15 protein-coding genes and 1 pseudogene are annotated in these 18,522 nt (G+C 41.4%); 11 read left to right on the forward strand and 5 right to left on the reverse strand.

The annotated features are described in order from the left end of the window. Positions 1-546, forward strand: a 546-nt coding sequence (locus tag E0E16_RS02190; RefSeq protein ID WP_130829715.1) for an ISAon1 family transposase, incomplete at its 5' end; no start/stop codon positions are given. Positions 547-928: 382 nt separating this feature from the next. Here the strand turns inward: E0E16_RS02190 and E0E16_RS02195 are convergent. Next, positions 929-2,176 carry an ABC transporter permease gene (locus E0E16_RS02195; protein WP_130828634.1) on the reverse strand — a complete coding sequence of 416 codons (1,248 nt, stop codon included), beginning with the start codon at positions 2,174-2,176 and terminating at the stop codon, positions 929-931. Between the two features lie 206 nt (positions 2,177-2,382). Here E0E16_RS02195 and E0E16_RS02200 point away from each other — a divergent pair, with 206 nt between their 5' ends. Beyond that, positions 2,383-2,865 carry a DUF4494 domain-containing protein gene (locus E0E16_RS02200; RefSeq protein WP_130828635.1) on the forward strand — a complete coding sequence of 161 codons (483 nt, stop codon included), beginning with the start codon at positions 2,383-2,385 and terminating at the stop codon, positions 2,863-2,865. Between the two features lie 39 nt (positions 2,866-2,904). Further along, positions 2,905-3,576, forward strand: a complete 672-nt coding sequence (locus tag E0E16_RS02205) for a YggS family pyridoxal phosphate-dependent enzyme (protein WP_130828636.1) — start codon at positions 2,905-2,907, stop codon at positions 3,574-3,576. Between the two features lie 127 nt (positions 3,577-3,703). On the opposite strand, the gene E0E16_RS02210 is transcribed toward E0E16_RS02205, so the two are convergent. The 3 genes and pseudogenes from E0E16_RS02210 to E0E16_RS14905 all read right to left on the reverse strand — a co-directional run. After that, complete coding sequence (locus E0E16_RS02210; RefSeq protein WP_130828637.1) at positions 3,704-5,470, reverse strand: M6 family metalloprotease domain-containing protein; 1,767 nt, start codon at positions 5,468-5,470, stop codon at positions 3,704-3,706. 15 nt (positions 5,471-5,485) lie between these two features. After that, the gene (locus E0E16_RS02215) at positions 5,486-6,316 is read right to left on the reverse strand and encodes an EFR1 family ferrodoxin (protein WP_130828638.1); all 831 of its coding nucleotides are present in this window, start codon (positions 6,314-6,316) and stop codon (positions 5,486-5,488) included. A gap of 225 nt (positions 6,317-6,541) precedes the next feature. Further along, positions 6,542-6,703 (reverse strand): annotated as a pseudogene (locus tag E0E16_RS14905) (IS110 family RNA-guided transposase); the annotation flags it as partial. 239 nt (positions 6,704-6,942) lie between these two features. On the opposite strand from E0E16_RS14905, the gene E0E16_RS02225 reads away from it, so the two are divergent. From E0E16_RS02225 to truA, 3 genes are read left to right on the forward strand one after another with little or no spacing between them, the layout of a single operon-like run. Then, positions 6,943-7,431 carry a 3'-5' exonuclease gene (locus tag E0E16_RS02225; protein ID WP_130828639.1) on the forward strand — a complete coding sequence of 163 codons (489 nt, stop codon included), beginning with the start codon at positions 6,943-6,945 and terminating at the stop codon, positions 7,429-7,431. Positions 7,432-7,470: 39 nt separating this feature from the next. Then, complete coding sequence (locus E0E16_RS02230) at positions 7,471-9,024, forward strand: ComEC/Rec2 family competence protein (protein WP_158635982.1); 1,554 nt, start codon at positions 7,471-7,473, stop codon at positions 9,022-9,024. 25 nt (positions 9,025-9,049) lie between these two features. Further along, positions 9,050-9,832, forward strand: a complete 783-nt coding sequence (gene truA / locus E0E16_RS02235) for a tRNA pseudouridine(38-40) synthase TruA (protein ID WP_130828641.1) — start codon at positions 9,050-9,052, stop codon at positions 9,830-9,832. A gap of 856 nt (positions 9,833-10,688) precedes the next feature. Here the strand turns inward: truA and E0E16_RS02240 are convergent. Continuing rightward, positions 10,689-13,388 (reverse strand): 3'-5' exonuclease, encoded by a 2,700-nt coding sequence (locus E0E16_RS02240; protein WP_130828642.1) that lies wholly within the window; start codon positions 13,386-13,388, stop codon positions 10,689-10,691. 96 nt (positions 13,389-13,484) lie between these two features. Between E0E16_RS02240 and E0E16_RS02245 the strand changes: the two genes are divergently transcribed. The 5 genes from E0E16_RS02245 to E0E16_RS13860 form a co-directional block, all read left to right on the forward strand. Beyond that, entirely contained in the window at positions 13,485-14,063 is a 579-nt protein-coding gene (locus E0E16_RS02245) for a DNA-3-methyladenine glycosylase I (RefSeq protein WP_130828643.1), read from the forward strand. 55 nt (positions 14,064-14,118) lie between these two features. Next, complete coding sequence (locus E0E16_RS02250; RefSeq protein ID WP_130828644.1) at positions 14,119-15,603, forward strand: phosphohexomutase domain-containing protein; 1,485 nt, start codon at positions 14,119-14,121, stop codon at positions 15,601-15,603. Between the two features lie 6 nt (positions 15,604-15,609). Then, positions 15,610-16,182, forward strand: a complete 573-nt coding sequence (locus E0E16_RS02255; RefSeq protein ID WP_130828645.1) for a GNAT family N-acetyltransferase — start codon at positions 15,610-15,612, stop codon at positions 16,180-16,182. Between the two features lie 619 nt (positions 16,183-16,801). Beyond that, positions 16,802-17,728: a DUF4465 domain-containing protein gene (locus tag E0E16_RS02260; RefSeq protein WP_130828646.1), complete on the forward strand. Its 927-nt coding sequence runs from the start codon at positions 16,802-16,804 to the stop codon at positions 17,726-17,728. A gap of 474 nt (positions 17,729-18,202) precedes the next feature. After that, a partial coding sequence (locus E0E16_RS13860) for a transposase (RefSeq protein WP_223177182.1) occupies positions 18,203-18,522 on the forward strand: 320 nt, incomplete at its 3' end.

Below are 18,522 nucleotides of genomic sequence, written 5' to 3' on the forward strand. Positions count from 1 at the left end.
GTACAGGAATTGCGTATCAAGCACCGCTGGGATGCAATACAGCAGGCAAACGACGAGATGGAGGAGGCAAAACTCTGCGATGAACCATACAGCCCATACCGATACGCTAATGGAGATACAAGAAAAGAGCTTCTCGCCAGGTCAAGATATCTGCTCTTCAAGTCCGCTGACAAATGGACCGAGCGTCAGAAACTGCGAGCTAAAATTCTTTTTGAACAATATCCGGACATCCAAAAGGCATACGGATTGTGCCATTCTCTGCGCATGATCTTTGCAAAGAACACCATCAAGTATGCAGCCAGACTTTCCATGGCACGGTGGTACAATAAAGTTGAAGAGGCAGGCTTTCATTCATTCAATGTCATTGCTGCCACATTCTACGAGCATTATGATGAGATATTGAACTTCTATAACAACAGGGCTTCGAATGCCATGGCAGAATCGTTCAATGCCAAAATTAAACTTTTCCGAGCTAATCTAAGAGGAGTGGCAGACAAGAAGTTCTTCCTATTCAGAATTGCAAATCTATACGCATATCCCCACTGATTTTCTACTGAGCCGTTTCTTGTCCCATGCTCGTGCGCTTGCATGCAAAAATGAAGTTTGCCAAATGAAATCTATTATCTACTTTTGTAAAAACGAATTACTATAGCGGATTAATTGGTAAGCTTTCGCGATGCAAAAGCTTACCTTTTGCGATGCAAAAGCTAAGGTTTTGCGATGTGAAAGCTAAGCTTTTGATAACTGAAATCTATCTTTTTGAATATCAGTGCTTTATGTGGTAGGATGAAAAGGCTGGAGATGTAAATGTTTTTCCTTGTGGTTTGCCTCCTGTTTCCCGGATTTAGATTGTGTCTTCTCGCTGATATTGTATGCCTCTAAAATAATTCTTGAAGTATAAAAAATGTATTGCGCTTTGTTATTCGGCTTATTCGTATCGCATGGATTTGGCGGGATGAATATGACTGATTAAATAGCTTGGCGCAATGAGTACAAAAACACATATTAATAGGGTAACAATATTCAATCCGATAATCAGAATCGTGTTTATTTCGGTTGGAACCGTATCGACATAATATGTTTGGGGGTTGAGTCTTAAGAACTTGGTGTGTTCTTGAAAAAGTATCAATCCGATGCCCAAAAGGTTGCCAATTAGCAGTCCTTTCCCGATAACGAAAGTAGCAAACCATAAAAAGACGTGCCTTATTTGGCGGTTGTTTGCTCCGATGGCTTTCATGATGCCTATCATTTGTGTTCGTTCCAAGATGATGATCAGTAGTCCGGAAATCATGGTAACTCCTGCCACTGCCACCATCAAACCCAAGATAATCCAGACATTCAAGTCCATTAAGTCCAGCCATGAAAAGATTTGTGGGTTTTGTTCTATTACCGTTTCTGAAGAATAGGTGCTGCCATATTTATCCACCTTGTTCTTTACTTGGCTCAGTACGTTTATTGACGTTTGCTCAAGTTGGTTGAAATCTTTTATTTGCAGTTCAACACCGGAGCACTGATCCGGTTCCCAGCCATTTAATTTGTTGGTGGTATATAAATCGGTCAAACAAATTTGCGAATCAAATTGTTTCAAGTTGGTTTCGTAGATGCCACAGATAGCGAACTTTCGCATTCTTACCCCTTGTTCGTTTACGAAGTAGGCGAAGATTTTATCTCCGACTTTCACGCTTAGTTTGTTGGCAATATTTTTTGAAATGAGTATTTTCTGCTGACTGTTCTTGTCGGAAAAGGTCGGAATACTGCCCGCCACCATGTTTTCATGGATGAATGTTGAGTCGAATTCCGGTCCAACTCCCTTTAGCGTTACACCGAGGAAGTCGTCATCGGTTTTCAATATCCCTTGACAGTAGGCAAATCGTTGCGTATGTTTCACGCCGTTTACTTTTTCTAAAGCACCCATTAAGCTGTCGCTGACTGCGATAGGGTAGTTCTCCGAGCTTTGCAACGACATGAAATCTGCAACAGTGATATGGCTTCCGAATCCGATGACTTTATTTCTAATGGTGTGTTTAAAGCCCAAGACCACACTTACCGACACAATCATTACGGCAAGTCCTACCGCTACACCAATCGTAGCGATGCGGATGGCTGGTTTGGACACCTTTCGTGCCTTGTCTTCATTTCGATAAATCTTTCCTGCGATGAATAAGGGAAAATTCATAATATCTTATTATTTCGATGAGTTCGCGTCAATCGCTCTTTTCGCGATGAGCACCCTTTCTTATCTGATGATGCAAAGATAGAGTTTTTTTTTATTTTATATGCAAAAAACAACGCTAAACCCATACTTTTTTATTACATTTGCATAATGATTATTTATATTTCGCAAGAAATTACGATGGTGGATAAAATTAAAAAAAATGAAGTATGAGAAGTAAGACAAGTTCTTGGTTTGAAACCAAAGTTCGTTACGATAAGATTATGGAAGACGGTCAGAATAAAAAAGTGCTTGAAGCTTATACCGTGGATGCCTTGAGCTTTTCGGAAGCCGAAAGTACCATTACGAAAGAAATGTCGCATTATATTAGTGGTGAGTTTGAGGTGAAAGCTATCTCCCCAGCAAGTTATGGGGAAATTTTCTTTAGTGATATCGACACTGATGATAAATGGTTTAAGACAAGACTATCTTTTATTACCATTGATGAGAAAACTGAGAAAGAAAAGCGTTCAACCATAACTTATCTTGTTCAGGCACATTCCGTTAATGGTGCCGTAAAACATGTGGATGAAGTAATGAACAAGACAATGATTGATTACGATATAGTTGCCGTTACGGAAACAAAGATAATGGATGTGTTTGAACATAAGAATGTATCGGCTTCTGAGAAAGAAAAACCGGAATACGAATAAATCAATTCAATAAAAAAAGGATAAGGAGGCATAGAGTTTATGTTTGATGTTGCATCGAATTTGCGGAAGGTTTCAGCTGAATTACCTGAAGGAGTGAAGTTAGTGGCTGTCAGCAAGTTTCATCCAAAAGAGTATATTGAGGCAGCTTATAAAGAAGGTCAGAGAGTTTTTGGTGAAAGTCATGAGCAGGAATTATCAAGAAAAGTAGAACAGCTCCCAAGGGACATAGAGTGGCATTTCATTGGTCATTTACAGACTAACAAAGTGAAATATATTGCTCCTTTCATATCGATGATAGAGGCAGTGGACTCTTTCAAGCTTCTCAAGGAAATCAATAAGCAAGCTCTAAAGAACAATCGCATCATCAATGTTTTGTTGGAGTTGCACATAGCTGAGGAGGAAACGAAGTATGGGTTTAGTTTGGATGCTTGCCGCAGCCTTTTGCAAGGTGATGAATGGAGGCAATTTACTAATGTGCACATCTCCGGCTTAATGATGATGGCTTCCAATACCGATGATAGGGAACAGATAAGACGAGAAATGCTGCAGGCAGCGGAATTTTTTGATGAGGTTAAGCAAACATTTTTTGCCGATGACCCTGAATTTAAGGAGCGGTCTTGGGGAATGAGCAATGACTATCCCATCGCCGTAGAGTGTCGTTCCACTATGGTGAGAGTTGGTACGGCAATCTTCGGTCCGAGAGTGTATTAAGAAACGTGGTGTGCTTTTTCGGCTTTCGTTATGATGAATAATGGAGAAGTTTCCGATCTGTAAGATTTGCACAAAAAACAATCCCCATATCCTTTAGGTGGTGTATGGGGATTGGTTATGATTACCCTTATTTTACGAACTTTTCGTTGTTTTGTATATAGATACCGTGTGGCAGTTCATTCCGATTGATACCCATGAACTTACCATTGAGGTTATATATCTTCATGTCTTTCTTTAGCTTCGCAGTCTGGGCGGACTCGTTTTTCTCTATACCGGCTGCTGTGAGGTCCTTCAGATACTCGAAAGTAATGGCATCGTTGGTTTCCTTTATGTTGTAAATCGGTTTCTTGAGAGTGCTGTGATTCAATTTTATATTCTTTATTGAGTGAACATCCGAAGTTCCAGGGAATGGGTCGCCGGCATGATGTGCCACGTAATCTTTATGGGCGATTTCTTTGTTATAGGAAGTAATCAGCAAGCCATCGGCAGGCACTATTGTCATGCCCGGTTTTCCGGGAGTGTCGTTTACATGGTCGAACATATTGACTTTTCCCCTTTCGTAATTGATCCTATATACAAGCATTCCGTGACCGATGGACTTATAGAGAGCTTTGTGCCACCCTTGGTTGGCAATATTGTGCAAGACAATATATTCTCTTGCGTCATCGCTTGTTATTTTCAGAGCTTCGTCTGCCTTGAGAGTTATTTTTGCAGTGTCATTTGCAAGTGTTTCTATATTCTTCCAACCCATGACTTCCTTCTCCCAAGGAGTATAAGGGGTGGGAGTATAACCCGCATCTGTGTATTCTCCTCCGTCCATTAAATCCCAAAACTCCATTGTCTGATTGTCTATTTGAGCTGCTTGATTATATGGATAAAAGTCAGGCAAGCCCATGGTGTGGGAGAACTCATGGCAGAAAAGACCTATTCCATTAATAACTTTTATCTTTTTACCATTTTTATCTTTCAGACGTCTGGTGTAATTCAATTCATTGCTGACGCCGAACCTTTTAATGGAAACACCATCAAGCTTAAAGTCTTCGCTCAACCACGATGACTTTGGCCATATATCCGTTGAAAGATTACCAACCGATTGTGAGTAGCCCGCATAGATAACATAGACCAAATCGGCGATTCCATCATTGTTATTGTCGTAATCTTTGAAGTTTACACTGTCATCAACAGCCGAGCATGCTTCCTTTATCAATTCTCTGATATTCAAATCTTTGGGATTGCCACCTTTGCCATCTGCACCATAATAGCTTAAAGGCTTGGAAAGGCGGATGGGACCTATCACATCGAATTGAGGTGTAAACTTCCCACCACTCATGTCCTTAAAGTATTGTCTTACGCTTCCGAAGTTTCGATTGTCGAAAGCGTCAAACTTCTCCGGCTTCCCTTCACAGTTTAAGTATTGATTGAAATTCTTTTTGGGATTGGACATGTAGAAAGTCGAGTCGGAAAATTCAACTAATATTGTTAAAACTTTCGGACTTCCGGTATGTGGAAAATAGGGTGGTGTAGTTGTTCCTATTTCCATGGCTCTCCTTGTTCTCATCGCTTTTTCCGCTGTGTTGAAAAAGCTGCTTCTGTTTTGCAATTGTATTAATCGCTTTTCCAAATCGGTTCTGTTTGAAGCATTGTGTGCGAGCTGGTTTGTTGCCATTAATTCTCCGTAATCGTTTATTTTTGCGATGTAATAACCTTTGTGAGTCTCTATCACAAGAGCATTGTCCGGAGTCGTTATCCAACTAAAGTGCTCATCCCCATGTAGCATCAATGTTAGAATAGTTCCATCGGGTTGGCGCACTTGAAATGGTGTGGAAATGGCTTTGCTTGCTTTTACTCCTATGGTGGATAAGATAAGGCAAATTAAGATGATAGCTTTTTTCATATTTCCAAATGTTGATTAATTGCTGTGTAATTTTCTTCTTCCAAAGAAATATTGACCTTTGTTTTTTGTTTGATGTCCAAATTCAATGGCATGGTGCGGGCAGTGGTGATAACAAGCGAAGCATGTCAGGCATTTCTTGTTGTGTTTCCAAGTTGGTTTCATGCCAAGCTCTCCCACGATATTGTTCACCGGGCACACGTTTGCGCATATTCCGCACTTGACACACCTCTCATCAACTACCCTGAAGGGCTTGTCGGTAATGAGAACCTTTTGGAAGAACGCTCCTATAATACCGGAGAAGAAATCGGGAAAGGGTCCTCTGTGCAATTCGTTCCACCCCAAAGACTTTTCGTTTGTTTTCGATCGTCTTTCGCTTATTGTCTCTATAAAGCGTTTCAGCTCATGTTGGGCAAGTGTTATCTTGTTTTTCTCTTTTTCTTTCGTATCAACATCCATTCCGGGTAGTCCCACATAACTCTCCGGCATGATAAACGAGGCGACCGCATGTAGGCTTAGTTTGCGGTTGGTATTGATCTTTAAGAATTTCTTTTCAAATCTTTCCATTGTCCTTCCTATGGTATCACCGGCAGTTACGATACAGAAAGAATAACATTCATCACAAACGGTGGATGTTAGCTTCAGCTTATCCAAGAAAGCAGTTACGATATTTGGAATTCTCCAACCATGAATGGGAAACACAAAGCCTAACCTTTCTTCCTTTTCAAGGGAGAATCCGCAATCCTCTTTGATAGCGTCTTGAATGTTAATAAGCCGTTCGCCGATTTGTGTGCTCACTTCTTTGGCTACCCAGCGACTGTTTCCTGTTCCGGAGAAATAGAATATCATTTTGCAAAGATACGGAATTACTATGAGAGATGTAAATATTATAAGGTGCTTTTTGCTGACTTTATCTGATATTCGATATTATTCCGGCTGTGAGTCTATGAAAAGAATGAATTTCAGATGTTTGGCAAGAGATTTTTTTCTTAACTTTCCTCTATAAAACCTGAAATAACTTTTTATCAAAGTAACTAAAACAGCCGTTTTTCGGGACAATCCCACATGACAGATCTTGTAACTCTTGCTGTTCGCACTTGAGACGTAGTTGCTGGTCCGTATGTTGCAGCACTGCACTACAGCATCGAGCTTGCTCAGCTTACGAACAATCTCGCCATCAAAGTCGTACTGCCACAATTGCTGTATGAGCTCTGGTGGGACAAAGCTCTCGCGAACCCAGCTCACTGAATATACACTCGTGCTTTTCATCCCCCCCCTGTACGTGATATTTGAGCATCAAATCACGCATTTAGGATAAAGAACTTATGTTGGTCTTGACACTTTTACAGTCAAAAGGGAGGGGGCGGGAATTTATTTTCCGTTTTTTTTTATTTCCACTGGCTTATATATCGTGATTTTTATGTAAATTTGTAACAATAAAAAACGAAGAGAAACGAGAAAATAGATAATTAATCATGCAAGATTTTGCGGCAATCGATTTTGAAACAGCCAATAATGAGCGTTCATCTGTGTGTTCTGTTGGAATAGTCATTGTGCGTGACGGAGTAATTACGGATGAGTTTTATTCATTAATTAAGCCGGAACCGGAATATTATACTTACTGGTGTAGTTTGGTTCATGGTCTTTGCGAGGTTGATACTCAAGATGCTCCCAATTTTCCGGAAGTGTGGGCACAAATTGAGCCAAAGATAGCCGGGCTACCTCTTGTGGCACACAACAAAGCTTTTGACGAGAGTTGCTTAAAAGCTGTTTTTCGAGTATATCAGATGGATTATCCCGATTATGAGTTCTATTGTACTCTTGTCGCATCGCGCAAATTATGGCATGGTGGCAAGCACTCTCTTGATGTCATTGCCACGCACTGTGGATATGATTTGGCAAACCATCACCATGCTTTGGCTGATGCTGAGGCTTGTGCAGCTATAGCCATGAAGATATTGTAAGCTGTCTCGAGCTCGTTAGTTACCTTAATGAAATTACGCATGAACTTAACAGCCGAAATGCAGTTATATCCGCTTGTCAAGGTTGTGGCGGTACTCATACCCGGTATGATTGTTGCAAGGAATTTCATAGGTGAGATTTCCTGTTTGGCATGGTTGATATGTTTCATTGCGTTTTTACTGTTTTCTTATTTGTTCCGCAGGTTAAAATTTGCTCAAAGTGGCTTGTTGTACTTTTCCATATTCTTTTTAGGTGGTTTTCTGATGGCGAATGAAAATGAGTTTGCTAATGTTTCATTGCCTTCCCATCCGATTTTTTACGATGCCGTTGTCTTGAGTGAACCGGAAAGGCATGGAAAGGTAGTGCAAGCGGACTTGGGAGTCTTGAACAATGACAAACTTATTAAGGTAAAGGCATCGATATTAAGAGATACTGTCTCAAACCGTTATCAACATCTTCATGTCGGTGACGGAATTAAGGCATACTCGCGAATGGAAGAACCGGTTAATTTTCCGGGTTCGGATTTCGATTATGCCACATGGATGAAGACACAAGGATACGTTTTCACCACCTTTATTTATTTTAACAACTGGGAGAAAGTCTCGCTTGATTTGAGGAGTTTAAGTCATTGGGAAAGAGCTACGCTTCTTGTGAAACGTTTTCGACATCAACTTCTACGGCAATATGAGAGTGCGTGTGGGAAGAATGATGATTTAGCAGTGGTCTCCGCGATGACCTTAGGTTATAAGTCACTGTTGTCCAAAAATGTAAAAGATGATTATTCTGTTGCCGGGGCAAGCCATTTGTTGGCTCTCTCAGGTCTGCATTTAAGTATTATCTATGGTGCGCTTCTCTTTTTGCTCTCGTTGTTTCGTGGAATTCCCGGAATGAATTTCCTTCGGAACTTGGCTGTCAAGGAGTTGATTGCTTTAATGGCTGTTTGGGCGTATGTCGCCATCGTGGATTTCTCGCCTTCTGTGGTTCGTTCTGCCTTGATGCTGACAATATTTGCAGCCATATCCTTATTGAAGCGCGACAAACTATCTGTAAACACTTTGGCGTTGGCAGCAATCATTATGTTGGTAGTACATCCGATGAGCCTTTATGACATTGGTTTTGAGATGTCGTTCATGGCAGTGTTGTCCATCTCGTTGTTCTTTCCTATTCTTTATCATCTCATTCCGACCGCGATACTTCAAAAAGTTTGGGTGTTAAGATGGCTGTGGAGCATAATGGTTGTTTCGATTGCGGCTCAATTGGGAACAGCACCTTTGGTCGCCCATTATTTTCAGCGAATATCCTGTTATTTCTTTCTCACGAACCTATTTGCCATTCCCTGCGCGTTGATTATTCTTTATTTGGCAGTGGCAATGTTTGCAACTTATGCTTTTCCTGATATTTACTTTTTCATTCTTAGATTGATGACCGGTATCTCAGGCTTTCTGAATTCCACCTTACATCATATTGCCTCTTTACCCGGCGCAAGTATCGAGAATATCAACCCTTCCGCTTTTCAGGTTTTTCTCATCTATGTCTTTTTGTTGATTTGTTGGCTGTTATCGAGTTTTTTTAGCGATCGATTGGAGTTCCGTTAAATTTTATTATCTTTGCATGTCGAATATGCAGAGATATTTTATCGATTTTTCCTATGACGGAACCCATTATCATGGGTGGCAAATCCAACCTAACGGTATATCCGTTCAGGAGGTTTTGGAACACGCCTTGTCCACGCTTTTAAGGCAGGCGATGTCTGTTACCGGTGCCGGCAGAACAGATGCCGGTGTTCATGCCCGTAAGATGACAGCGCATTTTGATTTTGAAAATCCCATCAATACAAAGCAATTGATTTATAAGCTCAACCGTTTGCTTCCCCATGATGTATCGGTGGCTAACGTTTATCCGGTTGATGGTGAACTGCATGCGAGATTTTCAGCCACATCCCGTACTTATCACTATTACCTACATTGTACGAAAAATCCGTTCTTGAGGAAATATTCCTATCAATTACATTATAATCTCGACTTTAGGGCAATGAATCAGGCTGCACAATATCTCTTGGGTGAGAAAGATTTTAAGTGCTTTTGTAAAGCTGGAGCAGATGTGCGCACGACGATTTGCACCGTGACTTTTGCCAAATGGTGTGAAACAACTTCACCGATTGGTGCTGCCGATGTTTGTAAAGATGGTAATTGGTGCTTTATCATTACTGCCAACCGTTTTTTGCGGAATATGGTTCGCGCAATTGTGGGGACACTAATTGATGTAGGACGCGGACGGTTGAGCATCAACGAGTTTAAGCGAATAGTCGATACAGGTGAACGCGGTGATGCCGGAGATAGTGTCCCGGGAAATGCACTCTTCCTATGGGATGTTACTTATCCCACTTCAAATATAAACGAATAGCTGACACTATCTCTGGCATCATCTGCATTCCGCAACAAAACGATTATACGTTTTCAAAAAACGAACATACTTTTCCCCAAGAGGCAATACAGCTTCTCTCCGTATGCATCTCTGTTTGTTCGTAATACTCTGATAGTTGATTGATTACGAATACCATAAAGATAGCGGCGCGAAAGGAAAATCGCGATACATAACACGAGAGTTAAGATAAATCCGGGCGATTGAAAATTTACGAGGGGAAAAGGTGGTCATCCTTAATTTTTAAACGATAATCATTCGCATTCATACTTTTTATGACTCACACGTCATACTTCAAGCCAGAATGTCTTTGGACGTGAAAAACAGAAAATGGGAAAATAAAAGCATTAATCAGGTAGGCATGATTTGTAAAGAAAAAGTGCGAGTTTTTAACATTTCGGATAAGGGAAAAAGAGAAAAGGAAGAAAGATAAAAAGACGATAAAAAGCAATTTCTCTGACAAGAAAACCGGAGGGAATGCACAATGGCTAAGCTTTTGATGCGCGAAAGCTAAGCTTTCGGTATTCAAAACGTAAGCGATTGCGTTACGAAAGCTAAGCTTTTAGAAAGGAATATACAGAGAGAAAGGTGGGAAAGATAAGTTTTGATATGCCGTATCAATATAGACCGCTGAAAATAAGACAATTACATGAAACGCGATAATTTGAGAATTTGCAAAGAAAAGGATTACGCATCGCGAAAAAGCGAAAGGGAAAGAGGGAGCTGTAAAGATATTTCACAATAAAAAATATTCCCGGTTATTGGTTTGCCAAAGATTTATCCTGCCCGATTGCGTTATGTATATACCCGGTACAAGATTAAAACTGCCGTGCGGTTCTCAACACTTCACGTCAAAATACTGCCGGATGGCATCCATGAAAGGAGTAAGTTCGCGATTGTGAATACCACCGTAACGATCTTTGCTTGTCAGGGCATAGGCAATGCAAAGGCGACGTTTGGCGCGCGACATGGCAACATAGAATTTCCGTGCATCCTCTTCATCGTTCTTTTTGTTCTTATTGAATGAACCGGGATAGCGCCCATTGGCAGCATCGAACACGATGACGTTATCAAATTCTAATCCTTTTGCCTTATGAACCGTGGTAACATAGACTCGTTCCCGAATACTTACACTGTTGCAGAAGTCGCTTTCTTTCAACGTGTTGATATCTGCCATGTAGCTATTCAGTTGCTCTATTAAGGCATTGGGTACGCTTTCGTCGGTTATCATATCCATATCCAAGAAACGAAATATATAGCCCAGTCGTTCTATTTCTGCTATTGTGCCGGTTTTATGGAAATATTCATAGGCAATTTTCATGTTCTTCACCAATGCGCTATCGCTTCCGTCGCACAACGCATATCGACTGTCATAAGCCTCAACAAACAAATCTCGATAGGCGAAACGAAAGGTGCGAATGTATGGTTGCACCTTTGGGTGATGAAGAAAGGAAATTTGTGATGTGACCATTCGTTTCGCCTTCTCGAAACAAAGGCGAGCAAGACTCACCGTTGCCCCCACATCGTCAATGGCACGATGAGAGTTCTCGCCCACAAGTTGAAAATGTTTAAGGAGCGATTCCAACCTGTAATTCGAGAGATTTGGCTCGAGAAGTCGCATCAGTTTCAAGGAGTCGAAATAGCGATTTGAATATTGGCGCATGGAACGTCCTAAGTTCCGACGAAAATTGTAATCCAGGATGTTGTAATCGTAATTCACGTTATGCCCCAATAACACGGCATCTCCCACGTAGTCGATGAAGCGTTGCAAAGCCTCTTGGGATGAGAGCAGTTTGCCCTGATTGAGTTTCGCGTGATAAATCTCGTACAGAGGATTTTCCTTATCTCCCAGAAGTCGCAATATGGGGCGATCGGTTTGGATGTAGAGATCAAGCGGTTCGTCCGTGATTTCACCGTTGCGTATCTTCATTGCCGCAATTTCTATGATATCGTCTTCAAAAACATTCAATCCCGTTGTCTCAGTGTCGAACACAACGATTTCCTCATTTTGATAAGTATGAAGAAAGTCGGAGACATAGGTATTATCCTCGTAGAGCAACAAATCGATGGGTGAAATGGCAAGTTGCTTGAGTTTATAAACAAATCTACCGGCAAGTGCGTTGGAACGAAAGACCTTCGTCTCTTTCAATATGCGCTGCCAAGCAAGGGAGTTGTGTTCGCTTGCCAATATGTTCAAATGTGCCAAAAGCAATTTCACCCCTTTTGTGTCGAAAAGGTCGCGACCGGACACCTTAAAATGGCTAAGTTGGATTCTGTTCATCGCTTTGCTTACTTTGTCGGCATCAGCGTTGGAACTTACGATAACCGCTGTTGTATCATTCTTGTTCGCTTCATGGAATTGCAAGGCTTTTTGGGCAACAGTTTCCAATTCGGTTTCCATGGTCTTGCTTGGCAGAATGCTCAGATCGCCCGATTGGAGTGCCATTTCATTATCGGTAACGGGCAAGAGTTCGCGGTCGATATTCATTTGCTTTTCGGCGTAATCGTTGAACACGTCCAATAAATACTTAGGAGAGCGATGATTCTTCAACAAGTGATGGATGTTTCCTTTACACCGCATTTTGAGGAGTGTCAAAGTTTCCATCTTTGCTCCCATAAACGAAAATATGGCTTGCTGCTCATCGCCGAGATACATCACTGTGGGTTTTTCTTTCTCCGTGAGCAAATCAATAATGGCAAGCTGCATGGCATTGAGGTCTTGCACCTCATCAACCTGTATCCATGAGTATCGTTTGCACCCCACATCGCTGACGTAAATATCGTAAGTGCGAAGCAACAGGTCTTCAAAGTCGAGCAGATGGTGTTGCGTCTTGTATTGTTCATAACAAGAAGCGTAATACATTTTCCAAAGCAAGTATCGCATTTTGTTGGCAAGTCGCCAATCTAAGTCCGGCGCATCTGCATCATCAAGGAATTGCTGCGCATTGTGATATATCTCCGCCACCACCCTTTGGTTATATTCCCTGCGTTGCAGTCGGCAAATAGCCTTCAACGCATCGCGGTCATCATCGGTGAAAGATTCCGGATGAAGAAAATACTGCCACGGATGGGCATGCTCCATCTGATACATCAGGTGCGAAAAGAAGATAATTTCCTGGTAAGTCTTATATCGTTTGTAGTCTGACAACACTCCATCCTCGCTTTCATTTCTGTAATCGGCAATAATGGCAACAGCCTCTTCGTCATCGATTATGGCAGTATCGGCAGCCACATATTCCCCCTCAAATAAGAATTTAGAGCAGAAGTGATGCACGTTCCCCACCTTTAACGCCTCCATCTCGGTATCATCCATCACGACATGGATACGCTTGAGCATTTCGCGCGCCGCACGATTTGTAAAGGTTAGACAAAGCATATCTTCATACCTCACGCCTTGTTCATGTGCATAATGAATGCGCTCTGCTAAAATGTGTGTCTTTCCGCAGCCCGGGGAGGCAAGAACAAGATGGTAGCCACTGCCGGCTTTCACTACGGGAATTTGACTGCTGTCCAATGTATAAATGTCGTTTGGTCGCATGGCAGGTTGATTGTATGGTCCTTTGCAAAAGTAAATATTTTTTCTGAATTATCATTCTTATCCATTATCTTTGTAAGCAAAATAAGCAATGTGTCAATGAATAACAGATGTAAATGGGCTGAAAAAGAGCCGCTTCTCCAAAAGTATCATGATGAGGAATGGGGAGTACCTGTACATGATGATAGGGAACTTTTTATGCTTTTGGTAATGGAGAGCATGTCGTGTGGACTATCGTGGCTGATTATCTTGAAGAAAAGAGATGTATTGAGGAAATGCTTTTCCGACTTTGATTACGAGAAAGTGGCGCGGTTCTCTGTCGAAGATACGGAACGCATGATGAATACGGAGAAAATGATTCGTAGCAAAAGTAAAATAGAGGCAATGACTGCCAATGCGAAAGCATTCATAAAAATCAGGGAGGAGTTTGGCACATTCGATCATTATATATGGAACTTCACCAAGAGAAAGTCAATGGTTTATCCCTCTCATAGAAACAAGACTTTCGCACGCAACGCGTTAAGCGACAAAATAGCAAAAGACATGAAAAAGAGAGGGTTCAAATATGTCGGAACTGTCATCATCTACAGCTATTTACAAGCAATAGGCATCATTGACGATCATTTTGAATATTGCTTTAAGTACCATGACAGATGGCATAATCTCAAATCTTTTTAGTATCTTTGCAAAGCAGTGAAGATAAAGATATTATAAAAGGAAAAACAACACTATAATGGATTGGAAAAAACTACAGAATGGCTCTGACATTCGCGGCATAGCGTTGGAAGGCATTGAAGGGGAGAACGTAAATCTCACCACAAAGGTGGTGAAATTATTGGCAAAGGCTTTTGTTACATGGTTGAAGGAAAAGAACGGAAAGACAAAACCGACGATAGCCGTAGGGCGTGATTCTCGAATTTCCGGTCCTGAACTGTTGCGTTCATTCGCAATGGGAGTAGCGGAAACAGGTGCCAAAGTGTTGGATTTCGGTATGGCTTCGACTCCCGCGATGTTCATGTCCACCATTGATGCAAATCTAAAGATAGACGGCGCGGTTATGATTACTGCCAGTCATCTACCTTGGAACAGGAATGGATTGAAGTTCTTTACCTCCGAAGGTGGATTAAATAAGTCGGACATCACAAGCCTTTTGCAGCTCGCGCCACAATTTCTGGAGACAGAAACCCGAGAAGAAGGAAACATACAGAAAGTGGATTTCATGGAAAACTACAGCAGATTTCTCACAGATTATATCCGGCATGGTGCCAATCTTGGCACTCAGCCTTTGAAAGGGATGAAAATCATTGTTGATGCGGGGAATGGAGCAGGTGGTTTTTTTGCCCACAAGGTGTTGGAGGAATTAGGAGCCGACACACGAGGAAGCCGGTTTTTAGAACCGGACGGACATTTCCCGAACCATGTTCCCAATCCGGAAGACAAAAATGCGATGGAGTCCGTTTGTAAGGCGGTAACGGATAGTAAAGCCGATCTTGGCATTATCTTCGATACCGATGTGGATCGCTCCGCCATTGTAGATAAGAACGGAACGCCCATCAACCGAAACGCACTCATTGCGCTAATCTCATCCATCATATTACGCGAACACCCGGGCAGTACGATTGTTACCGATTCGGTTACGTCAGAAGGACTTTCGGAATTCATCTCTAAAAGAAAAGGTATTCATCATCGTTTCCGCAGGGGATATAAGAATGTGATTAACGAGGCGTTGCGGTTAAACAAAGAAGGTAAGGAAGCATGGCTTGCCATTGAGACATCGGGGCATGCCGCGCTCAAAGAAAACCATTTCCTTGACGATGGTGCCTATCTTGTGGCAAAACTGCTCATTGAGGTAGCGCGAATGCAGACAGAGGGCAAGAAACTTCAAGACTTGATTACCGACTTAAAAGAGCCCGAAGAAAGTGAGGAGATAAGATTCAAGATAACCGCTGACGACTTTAAGGACTATGGCATAAAAGTGCTTAACGAGTTGAAGCTATCTGTTGGAAAACATAAAGGATGGGAAATAGTAATGCCTAACTATGAGGGGGTGCGCGTGGCTTGCACTGCAGAGAATGAAAAAGGCTGGTTCTTGCTACGCCAATCATTACACGATCCCGTTTTACCGCTCAACATAGAATCGGACGTAAAAGGCGGTGTGCAGCGAATAGAGGAACAAATCATAGAATTGCTCTCTGCGTTTGACGACCTAAAGAAATAAAAACCAATGACTGTAAACATCGTGAACGCACGCGCTGAAGAGGCTTCCATGATTGCCAAGATGATCATGGAGGCGATGAATCACGAGTGCTGCAAATGGTTTGCCGGATCTCATCACTCCTTGCAAGATTTCCATCGACTGATGAAACGGCTTGTTGAACAAGAGGACTCTCAATATTCTTATCGTAACACGTTAGTAGCTAAAACAAAAGACAACACAATTGTGGGTATTTGTGTTAGCTATGAAGGATCAAAACTTCACGAATTGCGACGCGCTTTCATTGAAGGAGCAAAACAATCGTTCGGCATAGACCATTCAGATATGCCGGACGAGACGCAAAGTGGCGAACTTTACATAGACTCGCTATGCACGGATAAAAACTGTCGTGGACGAGGAATTGCCTCGAAACTCCTCCTTGCCACTATCGAAAAGGGAAGAATGCTCCATCTCCCGACCGGCTTACTCGTTGATAAAGGCAATCCCAAAGCTGAAAAACTGTATTCGCGGCTCGGATTTCAATATGTGGATGATAACGAATGGGGCGGACATCCCATGCGACATCTGTTGTACCCCATTTGATATTTGTAAAGTCAAATAACTCTTCTGCTCTTCTTGGTACACAAAGCTCGAAACTGTTCCAAGAACAGAGGATGTAGGGACAAAAGAAAGAAATAAGGCAGATAAATTAATAAACGTGAGTTTTCGCTTTTGGAAAGGTAAGCCCTTGCGAGGTAAAAGCTCATCCCCTCCCCGCAAGAGATAAGCATTTGTTCGCGTCGATGATATGGCTTCAATGGTTTCGCATGAGGCAGAGTTAAAAAACACCTGATTTCTGCTTGTCAAAAGAGAATATAAAAACTCGTTTACTTGCTCTTTTTGAGGTTCGATGAGCGAAAGTGTCTCAACAAAGACAGTTCATTTATAATGTAGAAGAAATAAAAACACAACATTTTTGCACATTAAAAATTTTATATTAACTTTGCAAACAGAGCCAATAAACTTTAATGCAGACACAGAGCTACAAAAACACGCTCGTACCTGCTTTTCGATGAAAGAAGAGCAGACTTATGTTAAGTAAAAATGGTAAGCAGTCTGCTTTCAAAGAGAGGCTTAGCGAAAAATGCCATTTTGAAAAAAGAGTAAGCAGGCAAACCTAATCAATATTAACAATCAAACTATAATTTATATTATTTAGCGTATGAAAAAGATTTTTTACTCAATGGTAGCAGCCATGGCTGTTTTCTCTATGCCGGTCATGGCACAGAACGACTTAACGGAAGTTGCAAAGGGATTCGAGAACTTGGATGGTATCACCTTAAATGCTGATGGATATTATTTGGGAGAAAAGAAGGGAAAAGGTGTGACAAATCCATTTCTCAAGGATCTTACAACTTATGATTGCAAATATTATGAAGGACCACTTCTTTTCCAACTTGATTACACCTTGGACTCGAAAAACAACATTGAGTCCTTTACCGGTATTGCGATCTCAAAAAGAACAGACAATTCGGCAAAATATCCTTACAACTACTATAATAATGTAAAAGGAGGAGGATACAATTCGGAAACCTTTGGCATTATTAACGGAAACAACACATTTATCGAGTTGGCAAAGGATACAAAAATCAAAGGTTTATATGTCAACAATTCAGCTTATACCCTTGAAAAGATGTTAAATGGCGATTCTTACACACCTGCATTAAACAAAGACGGAGATTACTTTAAGCTGGTTATAGAGGGATTTGCATACGGAGAAACCGAAGATGATGACGACACAAAACTTGCACAAAAAGAAGTGACGATGGCTGAATTTAAGGATGGTTCGTTGCAATACATTAAAGATTGGACATGGGTTGATCTCGCGGATTTCATGGATAAAAACATTGACTATGTAATATTCTCTTTCAACGGCAGCGCATCCGAAACTCCTCCTTGTGCTTGCATTGATAACATTACGTTGCTGGTTTCTCCGACTCAAGGCATTGAAGGTGTTGTCAGCAAGGATTCCAATGCTATGGAGGTGGCTCGTTACAATGCCAACGGCGTTCGGTTGAATGCCCCGCAACACGGCTTGAACATCGTGAAGATGAGCGATGGAACAACTCGCAAGGAAATGATAAAATAAGATAAAGACCTATCCGCGGCGATGCAAAACACGGATTAAGCATTATACATCCCACTACCTTATTTGGATAGTGGGATTTTTATTGACTTCAAGACACCATAACAAGAAAAGAACTATATCTTTTTTGGTTCTAAAATATCTGTATTAACTTTGCAAACGAAGCGAAAAACTTAAACCCCAATCGATCATTAGAGCCCACTTTAGTTCTTTTTTCTAATGACCGCCATTAGAAAAATTCAATGATGTGGGTTTGTTATTCGGCAGTTTACTGATTACCCCCCACCATACGCTATGCACTCATATCAACTCCTGTCTATCCGGGCAGGACAAAAACAAACATATTCTTTATTTGCGCAGGTCGTTGAAAACGCGAAAATTCTTCCTCGGGCGATATGGGAAAAGCTCAATAGTGTCCTAAATGTCTTATACGGATTTAGCTTGTCACAATTCTGACTATAAAAAAAGTAAGAAATTATGACAAAACGTAAAACCCCACGCGAATTTTCGAATTCGTTCAAGCTGCAAGTGTTAATTGATTATTATTCTAGCGGTTCTTCTCAAGCGTCCATATTGCGTAAGTGGAATGTGTCTAGTGGTTCACTGTTCCAATGGCTGAAACGTTGGCCCATTGATTCAAAATCGTTATCTTTGCCCTCGGAAGTAATCCAGAGGTATCGTATGGCTCATAAAGAAACGAATTTGACAGACAATGAGATATTGCGCCAGAAGATAGTGAACCTCCAACACGCATTGTCTTTGGAGAAGATGCGCAGCCGTGCCTATGAGAAACTCAT

It is taken from the genome of Prevotella rectalis (genome assembly GCF_900607215.1).
Taxonomy (GTDB): Bacteria; Bacteroidota; Bacteroidia; order Bacteroidales; family Bacteroidaceae; genus Prevotella; species Prevotella brunnea.